Genomic DNA, 19187 nt, shown 5'->3' on the forward strand with positions numbered 1-19187 from the left:
GACCGTGATGAAACTGCTCAACCGCTCCGCCCTGAGCGTCAGGCCGACCCGGCACTTCGTGGACTGGATCAATGCGCTCGAACCCACCATGGACGGGGACGACCTGACCCTGGCCGACGTCGAACGCGAAAGCACCGTCTACCTGATCCCGGAGATGGACACACCCGAGGCTTTGGAGGGCTTCGTACGCGAGCGCTTCCTCGAGATCCTCGAGACCGAGCTGCGCGCCTGGGAAGAGGACGAGCGCCAGTGGCCCGAGGCCCTGGACTGGGCGCTCTTCCAGCGCTTCCTGCAGGTCGAGCACAGCTACCTGGCCATCGACCTGGACAACGAGGCGGCGCTGGAGATCTCCGAGGTCGACGACGCCCTGCTGCTGGAGACCGACCAGGACTGAGGCGTCGGTCGAGCCGTCATATTGATGACGGCGGCCTCGAGAAACCGGCTTCGGCCGGTTTTCGTTTTATGGAACTCCTAGCGACGGAAACAGGATGAGTCGACTCTTCGCGACCCGTCCCGGCGACGACGGCCTGCCGGGCCCGGAGCGGCGCCTGGCGGTGCTGGCCCTGATCCTCGGGACCCTGATGGCGGTGGTGGACACCACCATGGTCAACATCGCCCTGCCCACCATCGCCGCCGACCTCGCGGCCTCGCCCTCCCGGGTGGTGTGGGTCACCAACCTCTTCCAGGTGGTCTGTGCCGCCTTCCTGCTGGTCTTCGCCGCGCTCAGCGAACGGGTCGGGCGCTATCGCCTCTACACCGCCGGGGTGGCGCTCTTCACCCTGGCCGCACTCGGCAGCGCCCTGTCCCGCGACCTCACGACCCTGCTGCTGTTCCGCGGCCTGCAGGGGCTCGGCGCGGCGGCGACGCTCTCCATTGGGCCGTCGCTCTATCGCTCGATATTCCCCTCGCGGCTGCTCGGCAGCGCCCTGGGGCTCTCCGCCCTAGTGGTGGCCGGCGGTTATGCGGCGGGGCCGACGATCGGCGGGCTGGTGCTCTCGGTGGCTCACTGGCCGTGGCTCTTCGCCCTGCACGTGCCGCTGGGGCTCTGCGCCGCCAGCCTGGCCTGGCGGGCCCTGCCGCGTGAGCCGGGTCGCCGGGAGGACTTCGACTGGCGCGGGGCGCTGTTCGCGGTGGCCATGATGGCCGGGCTCTTCCTGGGCCTCGACGGCGCCGGGCACGGCGTGCCCGGCTGGCAGGTGCTCGCCTGGCTCGGGGGCAGTGCGCTCAGTGCCGGGCTCTTCCTGCGGCGCCAGCAGCGCGCGCGCCATCCGCTGCTGCCGCTGTCGCTGTTCGCCGAGCGCCGCTTCTCGCTGGCGGTCTGCGCCTCGGGGCTGGCCTTCGTGGGGCAGGGGCTGGCCTTCGTGGCGCTCTCCTTCCTCTATCAGCAGGAGATGGGCTTCACGCCGCTGCAGACCGCCTGGATGTTCACCCCCTGGCCGCTGGCGATCATGGTGGTGGGGCCGCTGGCCGGCCGCTTCGCCGACCGGGTCAACCCGAGCCTGCTCTCCAGTGCCGGCCTCGTCCTGCTGCTGCTGGGCCTGGCGGCGCTGGCCGGGCTGGACGCCGAGGCGGGCCTCGCCGACAGCCTGTGGCGCACGGCGCTCTGCGGCATGGGCTTCGGGCTCTTCCAGCCCCCCAACAACCGCGAGATGATGGCGAGCGTGCCCCGCGAGCGCAGCGCCCGGGCCTCCGGGGTGATGAGCACCACCCGCACGGTGGGGCAGTCCCTCGGGGTCGCCCTGGTCGGCGCCTTCCTGGCCGCCGGCGCTCCGGTGCAGGCGACGCTCTGGGCCGGTGCCGGGGCCTGCGTGCTGTCGCTTCTGGCGAGCCTCTCGCGGGTCGGCCTGGCCGGGCGGGCGCAGCGCGAGGCGCGCCGGACCTGATCGCGGCGGACGTCGTCGGACCCGCGCGGAAGGCGTACAATGGCCCTCTCACTCACCCAGTATCGAGACGTCGACAATGAGCATCCAGGACACCATCGAAGCCAAGCTCAAGGCCCTCGAGCCCGACTTCGTGGCGGTGGAGAACGAGAGCCACCGGCACAACGTACCGGCGAATTCGGAGACGCACTTCAAGGTCACCCTGGTCGCTCGCCGCTTCGAGGGGCTGATGCCGGTCAAGCGCCACCAGCAGCTCTACGCGCTGCTCGCCGATGAGCTGGCGGGTCCGGTGCACGCCCTGGCCCTGCACCTCTACACGCCCGAGGAGTGGCAGGCCAGCGCCCGGTCGCGCCCCGACTCCCCAGACTGCCGGGGCGGCAGCACCTCGTGACGCCGGAGCCTCAGCGCCTGCAGTACCTGGAGGCCATGGGCCTGACGGCCTGGGTCTCCCGCTACCGCCTGCCCAATGCCCTGCCCACGCCGGAGTGTGAGTGGGCCTCGCCCGAGCGGGAGGCCGCGACGCCCCCGCCGCCGGGCGAGCGCCTGCACGCCCTGCTCGACGAGGCCGCCCAGACCCAGGTCGCCACGCCCCGGGAGGCGCCCGTCGAGCCGGAGCCGCCCCAGCGACCGCCGGCCGGCCCCGGCAAGGCGCGGGCCCTGCTCGGTGACATGGTGCCCGCCGCCGAGGCGGAGGCCGCTTCCGAAGTGGCCGCGACGCGTCCCGTGCAGCGCGCAGGAGAGGCACTGCGCTTCACCCTGCAGGTGGCCTGCCTCGATGGCCGCTGGCTGATCCTGCTGCCCCAGGAGGCGGCCCCGGGCGCCACCGAGGTGCGACTTCTGCGCCACCTGCTGCAGGCCGCCGGCGTGGTGCCCGAGCAGATGCCGGCCTTCGAAGCCTTCCGCTGGCCGCAGGTGGAGGGTTTGCCGGTGGAGGCGCCCCTCGAGGAGGCTCGGGAGGGGCTCCAGGCCTTCCTGGCCGGCCGGCGACGGCGCGGCTGGGTGCCGGAACGTCTGCTGGTGTTCGGCGATGATCCCGTCCTCGATGAGCTGCTCGCCCTGGTCGATGCCCACTGCCCGCTGCTGGCGCTGCCGGCCTGGCAGGGTCCTGCCCTGGAGTCGCTTGCCGGCAGCGCCGCGGCCAAGCGCGCACTCTGGCCGCGGATGGCCGACTGGCGCCACGCCTGGGAGGCGGGCCATGTGCCTGGCTGAGGCGACGCTACGCCCGTTGGGGATCGACGACCTGGCGGCGCTGACGGCCCTGGAGCAGGCCGGCCAGGGTGATCCCTGGACGCCGCGCCAGCTCGAGGCCGCGCTGGCCGATCCCGAGGCACGGGTCATCGGCGTCGAGCAGGACGAACGGCTGGTGGGGCATGCGGTGGTGGTGCGACTGCCCTTCGATGCGGAGCTGCAGGCCATCCTGGTGGCCGGCGATCAGCGCCGCCAGGGGCTGGCAGGCCGGCTGCTCGAGGCGGTGATCGAGACGGCGAGGGGGTGGGGCGTCGAGCGCCTGCTGCTGGAGGTGCGGGCGAGCAATGCGCCGGCCACCGGGCTCTACCGGCGCGCCGGCTTCAACGAGGACGGCCGGCGCCGCGGCTACTATCCGCCGCTCGCCGGCCGTGAACGGGAAGACGCGCTGCTGATGTCGCTCCCGCTGGCCTGATCCCGCCTCAGCTGGTCGCGGTTGTCTCGACTTCCTCGAACTTGCCCAGCAGGCTGGAGAGGCGACGCTCCCACTCCTCGCGCTCCTGCTTCAGGCGAGCGTTTTCCTCGCGCAGCTCCTCGGCTTCCATCCTCATCAACTCCAGGGCCTCGACGGCGCTGGTGACCTTCTGTTCGAGCTGGTTGAAGAGTTCGATGCTCATCCTGTTCTCCTGACTACGTCCTGCTGGTCGGGCCGCGCCCGGTGGGGATTCTCCTTACGGCAGCGTAACCCCGCGGCGGGGGCTCAGCAACCGTCGCCGTCGGGCGACTGGCTCTCGGCCGGCCGGCGCCGATAGAGCCGCCCGGTGCTGTCGCCGGCCCGCACCTCGCGATGCGGCTGCCAGGTGGCTGGTACGGCCGGTTCCAGCGAGGACTCGGTCTCGAGGTAGATCCAGGCCTCCTCGTCGAGCCAGCCGCCGGTCTCCAGCGCCGCGCAGCAGTCGGCGGCGAGGTCCCGGTGGAAGGGCGGATCGAGGAAGACCAGCGAGAAGGGGGCGGCGGTGCCGGCGAGGAACGCCTGGGCCTCGGTGGTCATCAGCGTGGCGCGCTCGCTGGCGCCCAGGGTGTCGAGGTTGTCGGCCAGCTGGCGGGCCACCCTGGCGTCGGCCTCGACGAACACCGCCTCCCGGGCGCCGCGCGACAGGGCCTCGAGGCCGAGCGCCCCGGTGCCGGCGAAGAGGTCGAGCGCCCTCGCCCCGGGCACGGCGGCGGTGAGCCAGTTGAAGAGCGTCTCGCGCACCCGGTCGGGCGTGGGGCGAAGCCCAGGGTGGTCGAGCACGGGGAGCTGGCGGCGGCGGAAGTCGCCGCCGATCAGGCGTAGCTTCCCGGGGCCCCTGGTCGAGGCGGCCGGGCCCGGTCGGCGGGGCTTGCGGGAGGAGGAGGCGCGACGTGTCATGGAGCGGATTGTAACCGCCGGCTTGTCCACAGTCATGGTGCGCAATGGTAGGATGAGGCGATTCGTTCATCCGTGAGGCGTGATCCCCCCATGTTCGGTTTTCTCAAGCGCAAGAAGAAGCAGGAACAGCAGCAGACGACACCGGAACAGGAGGCCGAGCGCCGGTCGGACGAGGACGCGCTAGCAGACGAGACCGCGCTCGAGGAAGCCGAGTCCGCCACGGCCCCGGAAGCGTCCGCGGCAGAGGCATCCCGCGAGGCGTCCACCGAGACCGCACCCGACGCCGAGCAGCCGCCCGTCGCCGAGGAGACGATCGCGGCCGAGCCTCACGCTGAGCCCAGCCCCGAGCCCACCCCTGAGGAGCCCGCGGAAGAAGCGGCGCAGCAGGTCGTGTCCGAGCCTGTTCTCGAACCCGAACCCGAACCCGAACCCGAACCCGAACCCGAGCCGGCTCAGGCTCAGTCGCCCGCTGCCCTGCAGGAGAAGCCGGTCAGCGAGAAGAAGGGGTGGTTCGCGCGCATTCGCGACGGGCTCGGCAAGACGCGCGCCAACCTTACCGATGGCCTCGCCGACCTCTTCATGGGGCGCAAGCAGATCGATGACGATCTGATGGAGGAGCTCGAGACCCAGCTGCTGATGGCGGACGTGGGCATCGAGGCCACCACCGAGATCATCGACCGGCTCGCCGATCGCGTCTCGCGCAAGGAGCTCAAGGATCCCCAGGCGCTCTACCGTGCCCTGCAGGAGGAGCTGGCGGCGAGCCTCGAGCCGGTCACCGAGCCCCTGGCCCTGCCGCCCAAGGGCGAGGGGCCCTTCGTGATCCTGGTGATCGGCGTCAACGGCGTGGGCAAGACCACCACCATCGGCAAGCTGACCCAGCGCTTCCAGCGCGAGGGACGCAGCGTGATGCTGGCCGCCGGCGATACCTTCCGCGCCGCCGCCGTGGAGCAGCTCAAGGTGTGGGGCGAGCGCAACGACGTGCCGGTGATCGCCCAGCACACCGGCGCCGACAGCGCCTCGGTGATCTTCGATGCGCTCTCGGCGGCCAAGGCGCGCGGGGTCGACGTGCTGATCGCCGATACCGCCGGGCGCCTGCACAACAAGGCGCACCTGATGGAGGAGCTGAAGAAGGTCCATCGCGTGATGGGCAAGATCGACGGCAGCGCCCCCCACGAGGTGATGCTGGTGCTCGACGCCGGCACCGGGCAGAACGCCCTGGCCCAGGCCTCGACCTTCCACGAGGCGGTGCCGATCACCGGCGTGACCCTGACCAAGCTCGACGGCACGGCCAAGGGCGGCATCATCTTCGCCCTGGCGCGCCAGCTCGGCACGCCGATCCGCTTCATCGGCGTCGGCGAGGGGCTGGATGACCTGCGTCCCTTCGTGGCGCGCGAGTTCGTCGATGCCCTGTTCGACCGGGACCAGGACACGCCCGCGTCATGATAGCCTTCGAGCACGTCGGCAAGCGCTATGGAGGGCGCTATGATGCGCTCGCCAACATCGACTTCCGCGTATGCCGCGGCGAGATGGTCTTCCTGACCGGTCACTCCGGGGCGGGCAAGAGCTCGCTGCTGCGGCTGATCATGCGCCTGGAACGGCCCAGTCGCGGCCGTGTGCGGGTGGCGGGCCACGACATCGATCGCCTGCACCACAGCCAGATTCCCTTCTATCGCCGCCAGATCGGGGTGGTCTTCCAGGACCATCAGCTGCTCTTCGACCGCTCGATCTACCACAACGTGGCGCTGCCGCTGGAGATCCAGGGCATCGAGCGCCGCGAGGCCGCTCGCCGGGTGCGGGCGGCGCTCGACAAGGTCGGCCTGCTGCATCGCGAGGCGGCCCTGCCCATCGAGCTCTCCGGCGGCGAGCAGCAGCGGGTGGGCATCGCCCGGGCGGTGGTCAACAAGCCGGCGCTGCTGCTGGCCGACGAGCCCACCGGCAACCTCGACCCCCAGCTCTCCGCCGACATCATGGGGCTGTTCGAGGACTTCAACCGCATCGGCACCACGGTGATGGTCGCCAGTCACGACCTGGCGCTGATCGCCCGGCTGCGCCACCGCACCCTGCGGCTGAGCGAGGGCCGCCTGGTGGCCGACGAGGAGATCGCATGAGTCGTCCCGAGCCGTCGCCCCGCGGCGCCCGCACGCACCGGCCGAGAAACGCCCTGCGCTGGCGCGCCTGGGCCCGTCACCACCGCGCCATGGCCGTCGACAGCGCGCGCCGGCTGCTGCGCCGGCCCCTGGGCAGCCTGCTGACCATGCTGGCCATCGCCATCGCCCTGGTGCTGCCGGCCGGCCTGTGGCTGACCCTCGACAGCGCCCGCCTGCTCGATGCCCAGCTGGAGCAGAGCGCCACCCTCACCACCTACCTGGAGGAGGGGGTCGGCGAGGCCGAGGCCGGGCGCATCGAGCAGGCCCTGGCCGCCCAGTCGGGCGTGGCGTCCACCCGGCTGATCACCGCCGCCGAGGGCATGGCCGAGTTCCAGCAGGCGCTGGGGCTCGAGGACGCCCTGGCGCGGCTCGAGACGAACCCGCTGCCGGCCAGCGTCGTGGTGCGCCCCGCCGATGCCGATCCCGCGGCGGTGCGCCGGCTCGCCGACGGCCTGGCGGCCGTGCCCGGTGTCGACGAGGTGCGCCTGGACCTCGCCTGGCTGGAGCGCCTGCGCCACCTCGCCGCGCTGGGCCAGCGTGTCACCCTGGCACTCGGCGTGCTGTTCGCGCTCGGCGTGCTGCTGGTGGTGGGCAACACCATTCGGCTGGCCGTGGAGAGCCGTCGCCAGGAGATCGAGGTGGTCACCCTGATCGGTGCCACCCACGCCTTCGTGCGGCGCCCCTTCCTCTACAGCGGCGCCTGGTTCGGCCTCGGCGGCGGCCTGCTCGCCTGGGGACTATTGAGCCTCGGCAGCGACTGGCTGGCGGCCCCGGTCTCCGCCCTGGCGGCCAGCTACGGCGCCAGTTTCGCCCTGCCGCGGCTGGGGGGCGAAGGGTCTACAATACTGCTGGGCTGTAGTACACTTCTTGGCTGGCTGGGTGCCTGGCTGGCCGTCAATCGGCACCTGGCGGAGATCCGGCCTCGCTGAAGCAAGTGGCCGGGTGATTCCTCGCTATATGCGAGCATATTTGGAACTTTCAACGGCTTTTATCGTCGTAGTCAGCGATCACGTACAGCACTATGGGCTTCGAAGGAGACAACCTGCACATGAGCACCAGTCTTCTGCCGGTGGGGCAACTCTCCCCGGGTCATGACCTGAACGGCTACATCCAGGCGGTCAACGGCATCCCCATGCTGACCGTCGAAGAGGAGCGAGATCTCGCCTTCCGGCTGCACGACGAGGGGGACCTGGAGGCGGCTCGCCGTCTGGTGCTGTCGCATCTGCGCTTCGTCGTCTACATCGCCCGCAGCTATTCCGGCTACGGCCTGCCTCAGGCGGACCTGATCCAGGAGGGCAACGTCGGCCTGATGAAGGCCGTCAAGCGCTTCGATCCGAACCAGGGGGTGCGGCTGGTCTCCTTCGCCGTGCACTGGATCAAGGCCGAGATCCACGAGTTCGTGCTGCGGAACTGGCGCATCGTCAAGATCGCCACCACCAAGGCCCAGCGCAAGCTGTTCTTCAACCTGCGCGGCGCCAAGAAGCGCCTGGCCTGGCTGAACAGCGATGAGGTCGATGCGATCGCCAAGGATCTGGACGTCAAGCCCGAGGTGGTGCGCGAGATGGAGGGCCGCCTGTCGGCCCACGACGCCGGCTTCGATGCCTCACCCGGTGAGGACGACGAGTCCGCCTACCAGGCGCCGGTGCACTTCCTCGACGACGCCAGTGCCGACCCGGCCACCCAGCTCGAGGACAGCGACTGGGAGCAGGACGCCACCCAGCGCCTGCAGACGGCCCTCGCGGCCCTCGACGAGCGCTCGCGGGATATCCTGCAGCGCCGCTGGCTCGGCGATGGCAAGGCCACCCTGCACGAGCTGGCTGACGTCTACGGCGTCTCCGCCGAGCGCATCCGCCAGCTCGAGAAGAACGCCATGAAGAAGATCCGTCAGCAGATCGGCGACGCCCTGGCGGCCTGATCCCTGCCCGGCGCTTTCCTTCGAGCCCGACGACGAAGCCCCGGCCATTGGCCGGGGCTTCGTGCGTTATGCCGCGAGGACGTGCGGGCGCGGGTCAGGCCGTCTGCGTCGCGGGGCGCAAGAGCTGCGCCGAGAGCAGCGGCCACTGGTCGTCCCAGTGCTCGGTGGGGCGGTGGCGGAAGTCGCTGCGCACGTAGCGCGAGATCTGGCCCTCGAGCTGGGCCAGCATCAGGTTGGCGGCGGCGGAGACCGGCAGGGCGGGGCGGCGCCCCTCGCGCAGTTCGGCCTCGCGCAGCACCTGCTTGAGCTGGGTCTCCAGGCGTTCGAAGAGCTGATGGATGCGAAGGCGTAGCCTCGCCGTCTCGCCGGTCAGGGCGTCGCCGCCGAGCAGGCGCGAGAGGCCCGGGTTCTTCTCGGCGAAGGCCAGCACCAGGGTGAGGATCTGGCCGCAGCGTGGCACCGCCTCGGGCACCTCCTCGAGGATCCGGCCGATGCGCTCGAAGAGGCTCTCCTCGATGAACTCGATCAGGCCTTCGAACATTCGCGCCTTGCTCGGGAAGTGGCGATAGAGCGCCGCCTCCGAGACGCCGACCTGGCGGGCCAGGGCGGCCACGGTGATGCGCTTGCCGCTGTCTTCCTCCAGCATCAGCGCCAGGCCCTGCAGGATCTGCTCGCGGCGGCTGGGGGTGTGGGTTTCCTGCGTCATGTCGTTATGTTCTTGTCGGTCGGGTGGATCGGGCCGGCCCCGTGGGGCGCGGCTCGCAAGGCCAGCTCTTGGCGGCTGGCTCAAGCGGATGGGATGCGGGGCTCAGCTTTCGCCGGGCTCCTGCGGCTCGTCGGTGATCAGGGTGCCGACCCCTGCGTTGGTGAAGATCTCCAGCAGGGTGGCGTGGGGCACGCGGCCGTCGATGATGTGGGCGCTCTTGGCGCCGCCCTTCACGGCCTCCAGGGCGCAGCGGATCTTCGGCAGCATGCCGCCGTGAATGGTGCCGTCGGCGATCAGGGCGTCCACCTGGCCGGTGGTCAGGCCGGTGAGCACCTCGCCCTCGGCGTTCATCAGGCCGGCCACGTTGGTCAGCAGCATCAGCTTCTCGGCGTCCAGGGCCTCGGCCACCTTGCCGGCCACCAGATCGGCGTTGATGTTGTAGCTGCGCCCCTTGGCATCGACCCCGATGGGGGCGATGACCGGGATGAAGTCGCGGGCGGCGAGCATCTCGATCAGGTCGGTGGAGATATGCTCCACCTCGCCGACGTGGCCGATGTCGATGATCTCCGGCGCGGTCATCTCCGGGCTCTGGTGCTCCACCTTGAGCTGACGAGCGCGGATCTGGGCGCCGTCCTTGCCGGTCAGGCCGATCGCCTTGCCGCCGGACTGGTTGATCAGGTTGACGATGCCCTTGTTGACCAGCCCGCCCAGCACCATCTCCACCACGTCCATGGTCTCGGCGTCGGTGACCCGCATGCCGTTGACGAAGCGCGACTCGATGTTGAGCTTGGCGAGCAGGTCGCCGATCTGCGGGCCGCCGCCGTGCACCACCACCGGATTGATGCCGACCTCCTTCATCAGCACCATGTCGCGGGCGAAGGAGTCGATCAGGGTGTCCTCGGTCATGGCATTGCCGCCGTACTTCACCACCACGGTCTTGCCGGAGAAGCGCTGGATGTAGGGCAGCGCCTCGGAGAGCACCTCCACCACCTGGCGCGGGTCGCGGGTCTGTTCGGTCATCGGTCGGGTTCCCTGTCCTGTTTCGTGTGGCGAGCCGCCCCTCAGAGGGGCAGCTCGAGCTCGGGCGACACCTGAGTGAGGGCGTCGGCGAAACGGGCGCGGATGCGCGTGAGCGCCGCCTCGTCCTTGCCCTCGAAGCGCAGTACCAGCACCGGCGTGGTGTTGGAGGCGCGACACAGCCCCCAGCCGTCCGGGTAGTCGACGCGGATGCCGTCCAGGGTGGTCTTGATGCCGTCGTCGCCGAAGTCGCCCTCCCGCGCCAGCCGGTCCACCAGGGCGAACTTGGTCTCGTCGGTCACGGCGATGTTGATCTCGGGGGTGCCCAGATCCTGGGGATAGCGGGCGAAGAAGGCATCGGCGTCCTGGGTCTCGGGCTGCTTCGCGAGGATCTCGAGCAGCCGCGCCGCGGCGTAGAGGCCGTCGTCGAAGCCGTACCAGCGCTCCTGGAAGAAGATGTGGCCACTCATCTCGCCGGCAAGCGCCGCGCCGGTCTCCTTCATGCGTGCCTTGATCAGCGAGTGGCCGGTGCGCCACATCTCGGGCGTGCCGCCCGCTTCCTCGATCACCCGGGTCAGGTTGCCGGTGCACTTGACGTCGAAGATCACGCGGGCGTCGCGGTTGCGCGACAGCATGTCCTCGGCGAAGGCCATCAGCAGGTGATCGGGGTAGATGAGCTTGCCGCTCGGGGTGATCACGCCGAGGCGGTCGCCGTCGCCGTCGAAGGCCAGGCCGATGTCGGCACCGGTCTCCTGCACGGTACGGATCAGGTCCTCGAGGTTCTCGGGCTTGCCCGGATCCGGATGATGGTTGGGGAAGGTGCCGTCGATCTCGGCGAACAGCGGCACCGTCTCGGCGCCGAGACGCTCGACCAGTGCCGGGCCGAGCTCGCCGGCCACGCCGTTGCCGCAGTCGACCACCGCCTTGAGCGGCCGGGAAAGCGTCACGTCGCCGAGGATTCGGGCGAGGTAGTCCTCGCGCACGTCTTCCTGGCGCGTCTGGCCCTCGCCCTCGGCGAGATCGCCCGTGGCGAGGCGGGTGTGCAGCGCGGTGATCGCCTCGCCGGAGAGCGTCTCGCCGCCGAGCACGATCTTGAAGCCGTTGTAGTCCGGCGGGTTGTGGCTGCCGGTGACCATCACGCCGGAGGCGGTGCCCTCGAGCACGTGGGTGGCGAAGTAGAGCACCGGGGTGGGGACCATGCCGACGTCGATGACGTCGCACCCGGTCGACGTCAGGCCGCGGGTCAGGGCCGCGAGCAGTCGTGGCCCGGAGAGGCGTCCGTCGCGGGCGACGACCACGGTGGATTCGCCGCGGGCGCGGGCCTCGCTGCCGATGGCGCGGCCGATCTGCTCGACGCCGGTCTCGGTCAGGGTGTCGTCGACGATGCCGCGGATGTCGTAGGCGCGGAAGATCGAGGCGGGTACGGTCTCTGTGGTCATGGGGTCCATCCGTTGTGGGGGTGCGAGTGGCTCAGTGCCGGCCCGAGCTGCCGAAGCCGCCGTCGCCGCGATGGCTTTCGTCGAAGTCGTCGACGATCTCGAGCTCGGCCTGCACCACGGGCACAAGCACGTACTGTGCCAGCCGCTCGAAGGGCTCGAGGGTGAAGGGCGCCTGGCCGCGGTTCCAGGTGGATATCATCAGCTCGCCCTGGTAGTCGGAATCGATCAGGCCGACCAGGTTACCCAGCACGATGCCGTGCTTATGGCCCAGGCCCGAGCGCGGCAGGATCATGCCGGCGAGGCCAGGGTCGGCGATGTGGATGGCGAGCCCGGTGCGGATCAGCTCACACTGGCCGGGCTGCAGGGTCAGCGGGGCATCGAGCAGGGCGTGCAGGTCCATGCCGGCGGAGCCGTCGGTGGCATAGCGGGGCATCACGTCGCGCAGGCGCTCATCGAGCAGCTTGACGGCGAGACGCGGGCGTTCGGGGGCGAGAGACATCGGGGCTCCTCGGGGTGGGGTGTCAGGGGGTGTGGCGGGCCGTCAGGCAGGCCAGGGCGCGGCGCATCACCGCCAGGGCGAGGTCGGCCTTGGGCTGGGGCGAGAGTGCCTCGCGGCCCTCGGCCTGGCCGTCTCGCCACAGCAGCAGGGCGGCGTTGTGATCGGTGCCGAAGCCGATCCCGGGATCGGAGACGTCGTTGGCGACGATCAGGTCCAGCCCCTTGCGGGTCAGCTTGTCCCGAGCATAGGCCTCGAGGTCGCGGGTCTCGGCGGCGAAACCCACCACGAAGGGGCGATCCGCCAGGGCCGCCACCGCGGCGATGATATCGGGGTTCTTGACCAGGCGCAGGGTGAGGCCGTCCTCGCCGTCGACCTTCTTGATCTTGTGCTCGGCAGCCGTCTCGGCGCGGTAGTCGGCCACGGCGGCGCAGCCGATGAAGAGATCGCTGTCGGGGGCCAGTCGCTGGGCGGCCTCGTGCATCTCCCGGGCGCTCTCCACGTCGATGCGCTCCACGCCCTCGGGGGTGGGCAGGGCGACCGGGCCGCTGATCAGCCGCACTCGGGCCCCGAGCGAGGCCGCCGCGGCGGCCAGGGCGTAGCCCATCTTGCCGGAGCTGTGGTTGGAGAGGTAGCGCACCGGATCCAGCGGCTCCCGGGTGGGGCCGGCGGTGATGATCACGGTCAGACCGTTGGCCTCCTGCGACGTGACGGGCGCGTCATCGGGCGCCACGGAGGAGGGCGTGGCCTCGGGCGCCATGGCGGGCGCGGCGTCGGGCGTCGTGGAAAGCAGCGCCTCGACGATCGCCTCGGGCTCCAGCATGCGCCCCGGCCCCACGTCGCCGCAGGCCTGGTCGCCGCTGTCCGGCCCCAGTAGCCGCCAGCCATCCTGGACGAGCCGGTCGGCGTTGCGCTTTGTCGCCGGATGGCGCCACATGGCCTGGTTCATGGCCGGGGCCATCACCGTCTCGGCGTCGCTCGCCAGGCACAGGGTGGTCAGCAGGTCATCGGCATGGCCCTGGGCGAGGCGCGCCATCAGGTCGGCCGTTGCCGGGGCGATCAGGATGGTGTCGGCCCAGCGGGCCAGCTCGATGTGGCCCATGCCGGCCTCGGCCTCGGGGTCGAGCAGGGAGGTGCGCACCGGCTCGCCGGTGAGCGCCTGCAGCGTCAGCGGGGTGATGAAGGCCTGGGCGCCCTCGGTCATGACCACGCGCACCTCGCAGCCGGCCTGCTTGAGCAGGCGGGCGAGCTGGGCGCTCTTGTAGGCGGCGATGCCGGCACTGATGCCGAGCAGAATGCGGCGGCCCGCGTACGGGTGGCCTGCATTCGGGCGGCCGCTGCGCCGTGAGCCGGGCAGTGAAGACATGGTGATATCCGAGCGGGAATCGGGCCTCATACCTTACCATCGGCGCCCGACCTTGCGTAGCCGCCGCCCCGACTACACTGATAGCCACGAACGGCGGGCAGGGAGGCCGAGATGTCGATTCGCGACTGGCCGGAAGGGGAGCGTCCCAGGGAGAAGCTGCTGACCCTCGGCGTGGAGGCGCTCTCCGACGCGGAGCTGCTGGCCATCTTCCTGCGCGTGGGGGTGGCGGGCCGCTCGGCGGTGGACCTGGCGCGGGATCTGCTCTCGGCCTTCGGCGGCCTGCGACCGCTGCTCGAGGCGGATCAGGCGCGATTCTGTGCCGAGCGCGGCATCGGCACCGCCACCTTCGTGCAGCTCCAGGCCACCCTGGAGCTGTCGCGGCGCCACCTCGCGAGCCAGCTCGAGCGCGGTCACGCCCTGACCTCGCCCACCTTGGTACGCGCCTATCTCGCCGCCAAGCTTCGCCACCTCGGCCACGAGGAGTTCGCCGCGCTCTTCCTTGACAGTCAGCACCGGGTGATCCGCTACGAGTCGCTGTTTCGCGGCACCCTGGACAGCGCCTCGGTCTATCCCCGCGAGGTGGCCAGGCGCGCCCTGGCGCTGGGCGCCGGGGCGGTGATCTTCGCCCACAACCACCCCTCGGGGGTGGCCGAGCCGTCGGATGCCGACCGGCGCATCACCGAGCGACTTCGTGAGGCGCTCGCGCTGTTCGAGATCCGCGTGCTGGATCATTTCGTGGTGGGGGACGGAGAAGTGGTCTCCTTCGCCGAGCGGGGCTGGCTGTAGCGCAGGGGAGTCATCCACGCTGGCGTGCTCCCAGAGCTCCCGCCGTCGTGTTACCTCGATAGCCTGGTCGGTGAGGATCGTGATAGGAAAAACGCGCGCGGGCCGCTATAATGCCGCACCGGTTGCGCTGGGCCCTTTGGTACGGGTCCCCGCCTGTCATCGCCGTATGCCGCGTCACCCTCGGGTGTCGCCAGGCCATGCCACGCCCCCATCGGATCATCGCTGCGTCGCTTGCCGACCGTGGCGGTCTCTGGTATAAAGTGCAGCCTTTGAATTCCCTTGGGTCAAATGACAACGGGGTCGTCCCGGTTTGCCCGACAGGTTTTGAACACTCAGGTCTATACACCTGGCCAAGCGGTTGGAGGCTCTCATGTCCAAAGTATGTCAGGTTACCGGCAAGCGCCCGGTGACTGGTAACAACGTTTCACACTCCCAGCGTAAGACGCGCCGTCGTTTCGTGCCGAATCTGCATTCCCACCGTTTCTGGGTGGAGTCCGAGAAGCGCTTCGTCAAGCTGCGCGTCTCCTCCAAGGGCATGCGCATCATCGACAAGAAGGGCATCGAGGCGGTGCTCGGCGACATTCGCAAGCGCGGCGAAGCCGTCTAAGCGTTCCACAGGGAGATATCCGTCATGCGCGACAAGATCCGAATGATTTCCAGTGCCGGTACCGGCCACTTCTACACCACCGACAAGAACAAGCGGAATACGCCGGACAAGCTCGAGAAGAAGATGTTTGATCCGACGATCCGCAAGCACGTGATGTACAAGGAAGGCAAGATCAAGTAACCCTTGGTCGCTTCCGCCGCAGGTACGAGCCTGTCTGCCTGAACCCGACCCGATGGTCGGGTTCTTGCGTATCCTCGCTTCTCCGGACGAGACCATGCCCGAGTTGCCCGAAGTTGAGACCACCCGCCGCGGCATCGCGCCTCACGTGGAGGGTCGCGAGATCACCGAGGTGATCGTCCGCCAGGCCCGCCTGCGCGTGCCGGTGCCGGCGGACCTGGCCGAGCGTCTTGTCGGGGCGCGGATCGGCGCCCTCGCGCGCCGCGCCAAGTACCTGCTGGTGCCGCTGTCGACTCCGGACGCCGGCGGCTCGGCCGGCACCCTGCTCTGGCACCTGGGCATGTCCGGCAGCCTGCGCCTCGCCCGCCTGGGCGAGCTGCCGAAGAAGCACGACCACGTCGACCTGGTGCTCGACGATGGCGGCATCCTGCGCTACCACGACCCGCGCCGCTTCGGCTTCGTCGATTGGCTGGCCGAGGGCCCGGCGCCAGATGCGCGCCTCGCCCGACTGGGGCCGGAACCGCTGTCGGACGCCTTCGATGGCGCTCGGCTCTTCGAGATGTCCCGTCGCCGGCGCCTCGCGGTGAAGCCCTTCCTGATGGACAACGCCGTGGTGGTGGGCGTGGGCAACATCTATGCCGCCGAGGCGCTGTTCCTGGCCGGCATCGACCCGCGCCGGGCCGCCGGTCGCATCGCCCGGGAGCGCTACGAGCGCCTCGCGGCGGCGGTGCGCGAGGTGCTGGCGGCCGCCATCACCCAGGGCGGCACCACCCTGCGCGACTTCGTCGGTGGCACCGGCGAGCCCGGCTACTTCAAGCAGCGCCTCAACGTCTACGGCCGCGACGGTGAGCCCTGCCGGCGCTGCGGCGCCGAGCTGCGCCTGGTGACCCTGGGCCAGCGGGCCAGCGTCTTCTGCGGCCAGTGCCAGACCTGAATGACCCTCTCTTCCCCCTGCGAGACCCCCATGACCCAGCACACCCTGCGCCTGAAGAAGAATGCCGACCGTCGCCTCAAGGCCGGCCACCTGTGGCTCTACTCCAACGAGATCGATATCCAGGCCACGCCGCTCAAGGAGATCGTCCCCGGTACGCAGGTAGTGGTCGAGGCGGCCAACGGCAAGGGCATGGGGGTGGCCTACGTCAATCCGCACTCGCTGATCTGCGCGCGGATGGTCTCCCGCGACCCCCAGCAGAGGCTCGACCGCTCGCTGCTGGTGCACCGCCTGAACCAGGCGCTGGCCCTGCGCCAGCGGCTCTTCGACAAGCCCTTCTACCGCCTGGTGCACGGCGAGGGCGACCTGCTGCCGGGGCTCATCATCGACCGCTTCGGCGACGTCGTCGTGGTCCAGCTCAATACCGCCGGCATGCAGGCCGTGGCCGAGGAGCTGCTCGACGCCCTGGAGAAGGTGCTCTCGCCGGCGGCCGTGGTGTTCCGCAACGACACCAGCGGGCGTCGCCAGGAGGGTCTCGAGGCGAGCGTCGAAGTGGTGAAGGGCGAGCTGCCCGACCAGGTGCTGCTGGAGGAGAACGGCGTGCGCTTCGTGGCGCCCGTGCTCGACGGTCAGAAGACCGGCTGGTTCTATGATCACCGGGTCAATCGCACCTGGCTCAACGGCCTGGTCGCCGGCAAGCGGGTGCTGGACCTGTTCAGCTACGTCGGCGGCTGGGGCGTGCAGGCCGCGGCCAGCGGCGCCAGCGAGGTGCTCTGCGTGGATGCCTCCGGCGCGGCCCTAGAGCGGGTCGCCGAGAACGCCACCCTCAACGGCCTGCAGGAGCAGGTGGCGGTGGGCGAGGGCGATGCCTTCGAGGTGCTCGCCGCCCTCAAGGCCGAGGGGGAGGAGTTCGACGTGGTGATCCTCGATCCGCCCGCCTTCATCCGCAAGCGCAAGGACATCCCCAACGGGGAGCGGGCCTACGGCAAGCTCAACCGCGAGGCGATGCGCCTGCTCGGCCGCGATGGCCTCCTGCTCTCGGCCTCCTGCTCCATGCACCTGGCCCCGGAACGCCTGGTCGACGTGGTGCGCGGCGCGGTGCGCCACCAGGATCGCCAGGGCCAGATCCTCTTCCAGGGCCATCAGGGGCCGGATCATCCGGTGCATCCGGCGATCCCCGAGACCGCCTACCTGAAGGCCCTGGGCGTGCGCGTTTTCCGGGACTAGGTCGCCGTGGTGCCCGGCTACGTTCGCGCCTTCGCCCACTCCAATGCGCTGCTGGTCAGTCACGTGCATAACGTGCTGACCGCGGCCGGCATCCCGGTGGAGTTGCGCAACATGACCCTGGGTGGCGGCGCCGGCGAGCTGCCTCTGGGCGAGTGCGAGCCGGAGGTCTGGGTGGCGCCCCACAACCGCGAGCGGGCTGAGGCGCTGATTCGCCAGGCCCTCCATGGGGGAAGCGAACGCCCGGCCTGGACCTGCCCCGGCTGCGGCGAGCGCCTCGAGGGCGCCTTCGACACCTGCTGGCACTGCGGTGCCACCCGCGAGGCATGGGACTAGCGCGTCACGCGGGCAGGGAAGATGCCCGTCTCTCCGCGTGATCGTCACGGCCGCTCGGCCCTGGCCACAGGGTTTTCTGTAGACGCCTTCTCTCATAGAAGATTTTCCGGTGAAAAAGCCGGTGTCTACTCATCCTTTTTGTTCTTCTGCGTGGACTCTTCGTGTATCGACTGCCTGTGCTGTAATGGGGGAACACCGATTCCGTCACCCAACGCAGGAGCGTGCCATGCAGATCGCCGTGCCCAAGGAAATCAAGAACCACGAGTACCGCGTCGCCCTGACCCCCTCGGGGGCCCGGGAGCTGGTCGGCCGTGGCCACACGGTCACCGTGCAGGCCGGGGCCGGCGAGGGCGCCGGCTTCCATGACGCCGCCTATGAGGCCGCCGGGGCTCGCCTCGAGGCCGATGTGGCGAAGGTCTGGAGCGAGGCCGAGCTGATCCTCAAGGTCAAGGAACCCCAGGCCGAGGAGGTCGCCCGGCTTACCAAGGGGCAGACGCTCTTCACCTACCTGCACCTGGCTGCCGAGGAGACCCTGACCCGCGGCCTGATGGAAAGCGGCGCCACCTGTATCGCCTACGAGACCGTCACCGATCGTCAGGGCGGGCTGCCGCTGCTGGCGCCGATGAGCACCGTGGCCGGCCGTATGGCCGTGCAGGCCGGCGCCCACAGCCTGGAGAAGGCTCAGGGCGGGGCCGGCGTGCTGCTGCCCGGCGTGCCCGGCGTGGCTCCGGCCAAGGTGGCCGTGATCGGCGGCGGCGTGGTGGGCGAGAACGCCGCCCGCATGGCGCTGGGCCTGGGTGCCGAGGTCACGGTGCTCGACACCTCCATCCCGCGTCTCGAGACCCTGGACGACCGCTACCAGGGGCGCATGAAGACCGTCTTCTCCACCGCCGACGCCATCGACGAGGCGGTGCGTGAGTGCGACCTGATCGTCGGCGCCGTGCTGATTCCCGGTGCCGCCGCGCCCAAGCTGATCACCCGCGCGATGCTCGCCGAGATGAAGCCGGGCAGCGTGCTGGTGGACGTGGCGATCGACCAGGGGGGCTGCTTCGAGACCAGCCGGCCCACCACCCACGCCGAGCCGACCTACATCGTCGACGGCGTGGTGCACTACTGCGTGGCCAACATGCCGGGCGCCGTGGCGCGCACCTCCACCCAGGCGCTGACCAACGCCACCCTGCCGTTCGTGCGGGCGCTGGCCGACAAGGGCTGGCAGAAGGCCCTGGCCGACGACCCGCACTTCGCCGCCGGCCTCAACGTCCATGACGGCCAGGTCACCTACCAGGCGGTGGCGGACGCCTTCGGCCTCGAGAGCGTCGATCCCGCCAGCCTGGTCAAGTAAGAGAGCCCCTGACCGTTCGGTGCCGGCAGCGCGAGCGGCGCCGAGGACAGGGCGAAGCGTCGCAGGAAGCGCGCCTCCGGGGCGCCGGGCCATTGCGGAGGCGCTGTGAACCCCTCCTTGGGCGCTACCTTTTCCTTCCCTGGAAAAGGACCTCCGCGCTGACCCGCGCCCCTGCGGGTCGACACGACTGGCCCCGGTCGCCTTGATCGGGGCCTCGCGTTA

At 70.3% G+C, this 19187-nt stretch carries 23 protein-coding genes; 16 read left to right on the plus strand and 7 right to left on the minus strand.

The annotated features are described in order from the left end of the window. The first annotated feature begins 7 nt into the window (after nucleotides 1–7). The 5 genes from ACGTNG_RS09435 to rimI all read left to right on the plus strand — a co-directional run bounded on the left by ACGTNG_RS09435 (nucleotide 8) and on the right by rimI (nucleotide 3540). Nucleotides 8–394: a hypothetical protein gene (locus tag ACGTNG_RS09435; protein ID WP_394576769.1), complete on the plus strand. Its 387-nt coding sequence runs from the start codon at nucleotides 8–10 to the stop codon at nucleotides 392–394. Between the two features lie 94 nt (nucleotides 395–488). After that, on the plus strand, nucleotides 489–1883 hold the full coding sequence (locus tag ACGTNG_RS09440) for an MFS transporter (protein WP_394576770.1): 1395 nt from the start codon (nucleotides 489–491) through the stop codon (nucleotides 1881–1883). 76 nt (nucleotides 1884–1959) lie between these two features. Continuing rightward, nucleotides 1960–2271 (plus strand): BolA family protein, encoded by a 312-nt coding sequence (locus ACGTNG_RS09445; protein WP_394576771.1) that lies wholly within the window; start codon nucleotides 1960–1962, stop codon nucleotides 2269–2271. Further along, the gene (locus ACGTNG_RS09450; RefSeq protein WP_394576772.1) at nucleotides 2268–3089 is read left to right on the plus strand and encodes a hypothetical protein; all 822 of its coding nucleotides are present in this window, start codon (nucleotides 2268–2270) and stop codon (nucleotides 3087–3089) included. Before ACGTNG_RS09445 ends, ACGTNG_RS09450 begins: the two co-directional genes overlap by 4 nt. Next, nucleotides 3076–3540, plus strand: a complete 465-nt coding sequence (gene rimI, locus ACGTNG_RS09455) for a ribosomal protein S18-alanine N-acetyltransferase (protein ID WP_394576773.1) — start codon at nucleotides 3076–3078, stop codon at nucleotides 3538–3540. Before ACGTNG_RS09450 ends, rimI begins: the two co-directional genes overlap by 14 nt. Before the next feature lie 7 nt (nucleotides 3541–3547). Here the strand turns inward: rimI and ACGTNG_RS09460 are convergent, their stop codons facing one another. Together ACGTNG_RS09460 and rsmD are read right to left on the minus strand one after the other, a co-directional pair. After that, the gene (locus tag ACGTNG_RS09460; RefSeq protein ID WP_394576774.1) at nucleotides 3548–3742 is read right to left on the minus strand and encodes a cell division protein ZapB; all 195 of its coding nucleotides are present in this window, start codon (nucleotides 3740–3742) and stop codon (nucleotides 3548–3550) included. Between the two features lie 83 nt (nucleotides 3743–3825). Next, entirely contained in the window at nucleotides 3826–4476 is a 651-nt protein-coding gene (gene rsmD, locus ACGTNG_RS09465) for a 16S rRNA (guanine(966)-N(2))-methyltransferase RsmD (RefSeq protein ID WP_394576775.1), read from the minus strand. A gap of 90 nt (nucleotides 4477–4566) precedes the next feature. Between rsmD and ftsY the strand changes: the two genes are divergently transcribed. The 4 genes from ftsY (at nucleotide 4567) to rpoH (ending at nucleotide 8538) form a co-directional block, all read left to right on the plus strand. Next, nucleotides 4567–5919, plus strand: coding sequence for a signal recognition particle-docking protein FtsY (ftsY, locus tag ACGTNG_RS09470; protein ID WP_394576776.1), 1353 nt, complete (start codon nucleotides 4567–4569; stop codon nucleotides 5917–5919). Continuing rightward, nucleotides 5916–6584 (plus strand): cell division ATP-binding protein FtsE, encoded by a 669-nt coding sequence (gene ftsE / locus ACGTNG_RS09475; RefSeq protein WP_394576777.1) that lies wholly within the window; start codon nucleotides 5916–5918, stop codon nucleotides 6582–6584. The genes ftsY and ftsE overlap by 4 nt, the downstream gene beginning before the upstream one ends. Further along, on the plus strand, nucleotides 6581–7552 hold the full coding sequence (gene ftsX, locus ACGTNG_RS09480) for a permease-like cell division protein FtsX (protein ID WP_394576778.1): 972 nt from the start codon (nucleotides 6581–6583) through the stop codon (nucleotides 7550–7552). The genes ftsE and ftsX overlap by 4 nt, the downstream gene beginning before the upstream one ends. Nucleotides 7553–7671: 119 nt before the next feature. Then, nucleotides 7672–8538 (plus strand): RNA polymerase sigma factor RpoH, encoded by an 867-nt coding sequence (rpoH, locus tag ACGTNG_RS09485; protein WP_394576779.1) that lies wholly within the window; start codon nucleotides 7672–7674, stop codon nucleotides 8536–8538. A gap of 94 nt (nucleotides 8539–8632) precedes the next feature. Here the strand turns inward: rpoH and slmA are convergent, their stop codons facing one another. From slmA to coaBC, 5 genes are all read right to left on the minus strand, one after another. Beyond that, the gene (gene slmA, locus ACGTNG_RS09490) at nucleotides 8633–9244 is read right to left on the minus strand and encodes a nucleoid occlusion factor SlmA (protein WP_394576780.1); all 612 of its coding nucleotides are present in this window, start codon (nucleotides 9242–9244) and stop codon (nucleotides 8633–8635) included. A gap of 102 nt (nucleotides 9245–9346) precedes the next feature. Next, nucleotides 9347–10264 carry an acetylglutamate kinase gene (gene argB / locus ACGTNG_RS09495; protein WP_394576781.1) on the minus strand — a complete coding sequence of 306 codons (918 nt, stop codon included), beginning with the start codon at nucleotides 10262–10264 and terminating at the stop codon, nucleotides 9347–9349. A 41-nt stretch (nucleotides 10265–10305) separates the two neighbouring features. Continuing rightward, nucleotides 10306–11700 (minus strand): phosphomannomutase/phosphoglucomutase, encoded by a 1395-nt coding sequence (locus ACGTNG_RS09500; protein ID WP_394576782.1) that lies wholly within the window; start codon nucleotides 11698–11700, stop codon nucleotides 10306–10308. A 31-nt stretch (nucleotides 11701–11731) separates the two neighbouring features. After that, the gene (dut, locus tag ACGTNG_RS09505; RefSeq protein WP_394576783.1) at nucleotides 11732–12199 is read right to left on the minus strand and encodes a dUTP diphosphatase; all 468 of its coding nucleotides are present in this window, start codon (nucleotides 12197–12199) and stop codon (nucleotides 11732–11734) included. Between the two features lie 22 nt (nucleotides 12200–12221). Beyond that, the gene (coaBC, locus tag ACGTNG_RS09510; RefSeq protein ID WP_394576784.1) at nucleotides 12222–13562 is read right to left on the minus strand and encodes a bifunctional phosphopantothenoylcysteine decarboxylase/phosphopantothenate--cysteine ligase CoaBC; all 1341 of its coding nucleotides are present in this window, start codon (nucleotides 13560–13562) and stop codon (nucleotides 12222–12224) included. Between the two features lie 111 nt (nucleotides 13563–13673). On the opposite strand from coaBC, the gene radC reads away from it, so the two are divergent. The 7 genes from radC (at nucleotide 13674) to ald (ending at nucleotide 18965) form a co-directional block, all read left to right on the plus strand. Next, nucleotides 13674–14348 (plus strand): RadC family protein, encoded by a 675-nt coding sequence (gene radC / locus ACGTNG_RS09515; protein ID WP_394576785.1) that lies wholly within the window; start codon nucleotides 13674–13676, stop codon nucleotides 14346–14348. 370 nt (nucleotides 14349–14718) lie between these two features. Then, nucleotides 14719–14955, plus strand: a complete 237-nt coding sequence (gene rpmB / locus ACGTNG_RS09520) for a 50S ribosomal protein L28 (RefSeq protein WP_040184989.1) — start codon at nucleotides 14719–14721, stop codon at nucleotides 14953–14955. A 24-nt stretch (nucleotides 14956–14979) separates the two neighbouring features. Continuing rightward, complete coding sequence (gene rpmG / locus ACGTNG_RS09525; RefSeq protein WP_071944136.1) at nucleotides 14980–15135, plus strand: 50S ribosomal protein L33; 156 nt, start codon at nucleotides 14980–14982, stop codon at nucleotides 15133–15135. 94 nt (nucleotides 15136–15229) lie between these two features. After that, complete coding sequence (gene mutM, locus ACGTNG_RS09530) at nucleotides 15230–16066, plus strand: bifunctional DNA-formamidopyrimidine glycosylase/DNA-(apurinic or apyrimidinic site) lyase (RefSeq protein ID WP_394576786.1); 837 nt, start codon at nucleotides 15230–15232, stop codon at nucleotides 16064–16066. A gap of 30 nt (nucleotides 16067–16096) precedes the next feature. After that, entirely contained in the window at nucleotides 16097–17290 is a 1194-nt protein-coding gene (locus ACGTNG_RS09535) for a class I SAM-dependent rRNA methyltransferase (protein ID WP_394576787.1), read from the plus strand. Between the two features lie 9 nt (nucleotides 17291–17299). Then, nucleotides 17300–17623 carry a putative signal transducing protein gene (locus ACGTNG_RS09540; RefSeq protein WP_394576788.1) on the plus strand — a complete coding sequence of 108 codons (324 nt, stop codon included), beginning with the start codon at nucleotides 17300–17302 and terminating at the stop codon, nucleotides 17621–17623. 226 nt (nucleotides 17624–17849) lie between these two features. Beyond that, nucleotides 17850–18965, plus strand: coding sequence for an alanine dehydrogenase (gene ald / locus ACGTNG_RS09545; RefSeq protein WP_394576789.1), 1116 nt, complete (start codon nucleotides 17850–17852; stop codon nucleotides 18963–18965). The last annotated feature ends 222 nt before the right edge of the window (nucleotides 18966–19187 follow it).

Source organism: Halomonas sp. B23F22_3 (assembly GCF_043496965.1).
Taxonomy (GTDB): domain Bacteria; phylum Pseudomonadota; class Gammaproteobacteria; order Pseudomonadales; family Halomonadaceae; genus Halomonas.

Bases quoted from the DNA above. Each gene is read 5' to 3' on its own strand.
- radC (WP_394576785.1), top strand. From the start codon at position 13,674: ATGTCGATTCGCGACTGGCCGGAAGGGGAGCGTCCCAGGGAGAAGCTG.
- rimI (WP_394576773.1), top strand. From the start codon at position 3,076: ATGTGCCTGGCTGAGGCGACGCTACGCCCGTTGGGGATCGACGACCTG.
- ACGTNG_RS09535 (WP_394576787.1), top strand. From the start codon at position 16,097: ATGACCCAGCACACCCTGCGCCTGAAGAAGAATGCCGACCGTCGCCTC.
- ald (WP_394576789.1), top strand. From the start codon at position 17,850: ATGCAGATCGCCGTGCCCAAGGAAATCAAGAACCACGAGTACCGCGTC.
- rpmG (WP_071944136.1), top strand. From the start codon at position 14,980: ATGCGCGACAAGATCCGAATGATTTCCAGTGCCGGTACCGGCCACTTC.
- ftsY (WP_394576776.1), top strand. From the start codon at position 4,567: ATGTTCGGTTTTCTCAAGCGCAAGAAGAAGCAGGAACAGCAGCAGACG.
- slmA (WP_394576780.1), bottom strand. From the start codon at position 9,244: ATGACGCAGGAAACCCACACCCCCAGCCGCCGCGAGCAGATCCTGCAG.
- mutM (WP_394576786.1), top strand. From the start codon at position 15,230: ATGCCCGAGTTGCCCGAAGTTGAGACCACCCGCCGCGGCATCGCGCCT.
- dut (WP_394576783.1), bottom strand. From the start codon at position 12,199: ATGTCTCTCGCCCCCGAACGCCCGCGTCTCGCCGTCAAGCTGCTCGAT.
- rsmD (WP_394576775.1), bottom strand. From the start codon at position 4,476: ATGACACGTCGCGCCTCCTCCTCCCGCAAGCCCCGCCGACCGGGCCCG.
- ACGTNG_RS09500 (WP_394576782.1), bottom strand. From the start codon at position 11,700: ATGACCACAGAGACCGTACCCGCCTCGATCTTCCGCGCCTACGACATC.
- coaBC (WP_394576784.1), bottom strand. From the start codon at position 13,562: ATGTCTTCACTGCCCGGCTCACGGCGCAGCGGCCGCCCGAATGCAGGC.
- argB (WP_394576781.1), bottom strand. From the start codon at position 10,264: ATGACCGAACAGACCCGCGACCCGCGCCAGGTGGTGGAGGTGCTCTCC.
- ACGTNG_RS09440 (WP_394576770.1), top strand. From the start codon at position 489: ATGAGTCGACTCTTCGCGACCCGTCCCGGCGACGACGGCCTGCCGGGC.
- rpoH (WP_394576779.1), top strand. From the start codon at position 7,672: ATGAGCACCAGTCTTCTGCCGGTGGGGCAACTCTCCCCGGGTCATGAC.
- ACGTNG_RS09460 (WP_394576774.1), bottom strand. From the start codon at position 3,742: ATGAGCATCGAACTCTTCAACCAGCTCGAACAGAAGGTCACCAGCGCC.
- ACGTNG_RS09445 (WP_394576771.1), top strand. From the start codon at position 1,960: ATGAGCATCCAGGACACCATCGAAGCCAAGCTCAAGGCCCTCGAGCCC.
- ftsE (WP_394576777.1), top strand. From the start codon at position 5,916: ATGATAGCCTTCGAGCACGTCGGCAAGCGCTATGGAGGGCGCTATGAT.
- ACGTNG_RS09435 (WP_394576769.1), top strand. From the start codon at position 8: ATGAAACTGCTCAACCGCTCCGCCCTGAGCGTCAGGCCGACCCGGCAC.
- rpmB (WP_040184989.1), top strand. From the start codon at position 14,719: ATGTCCAAAGTATGTCAGGTTACCGGCAAGCGCCCGGTGACTGGTAAC.
- ftsX (WP_394576778.1), top strand. From the start codon at position 6,581: ATGAGTCGTCCCGAGCCGTCGCCCCGCGGCGCCCGCACGCACCGGCCG.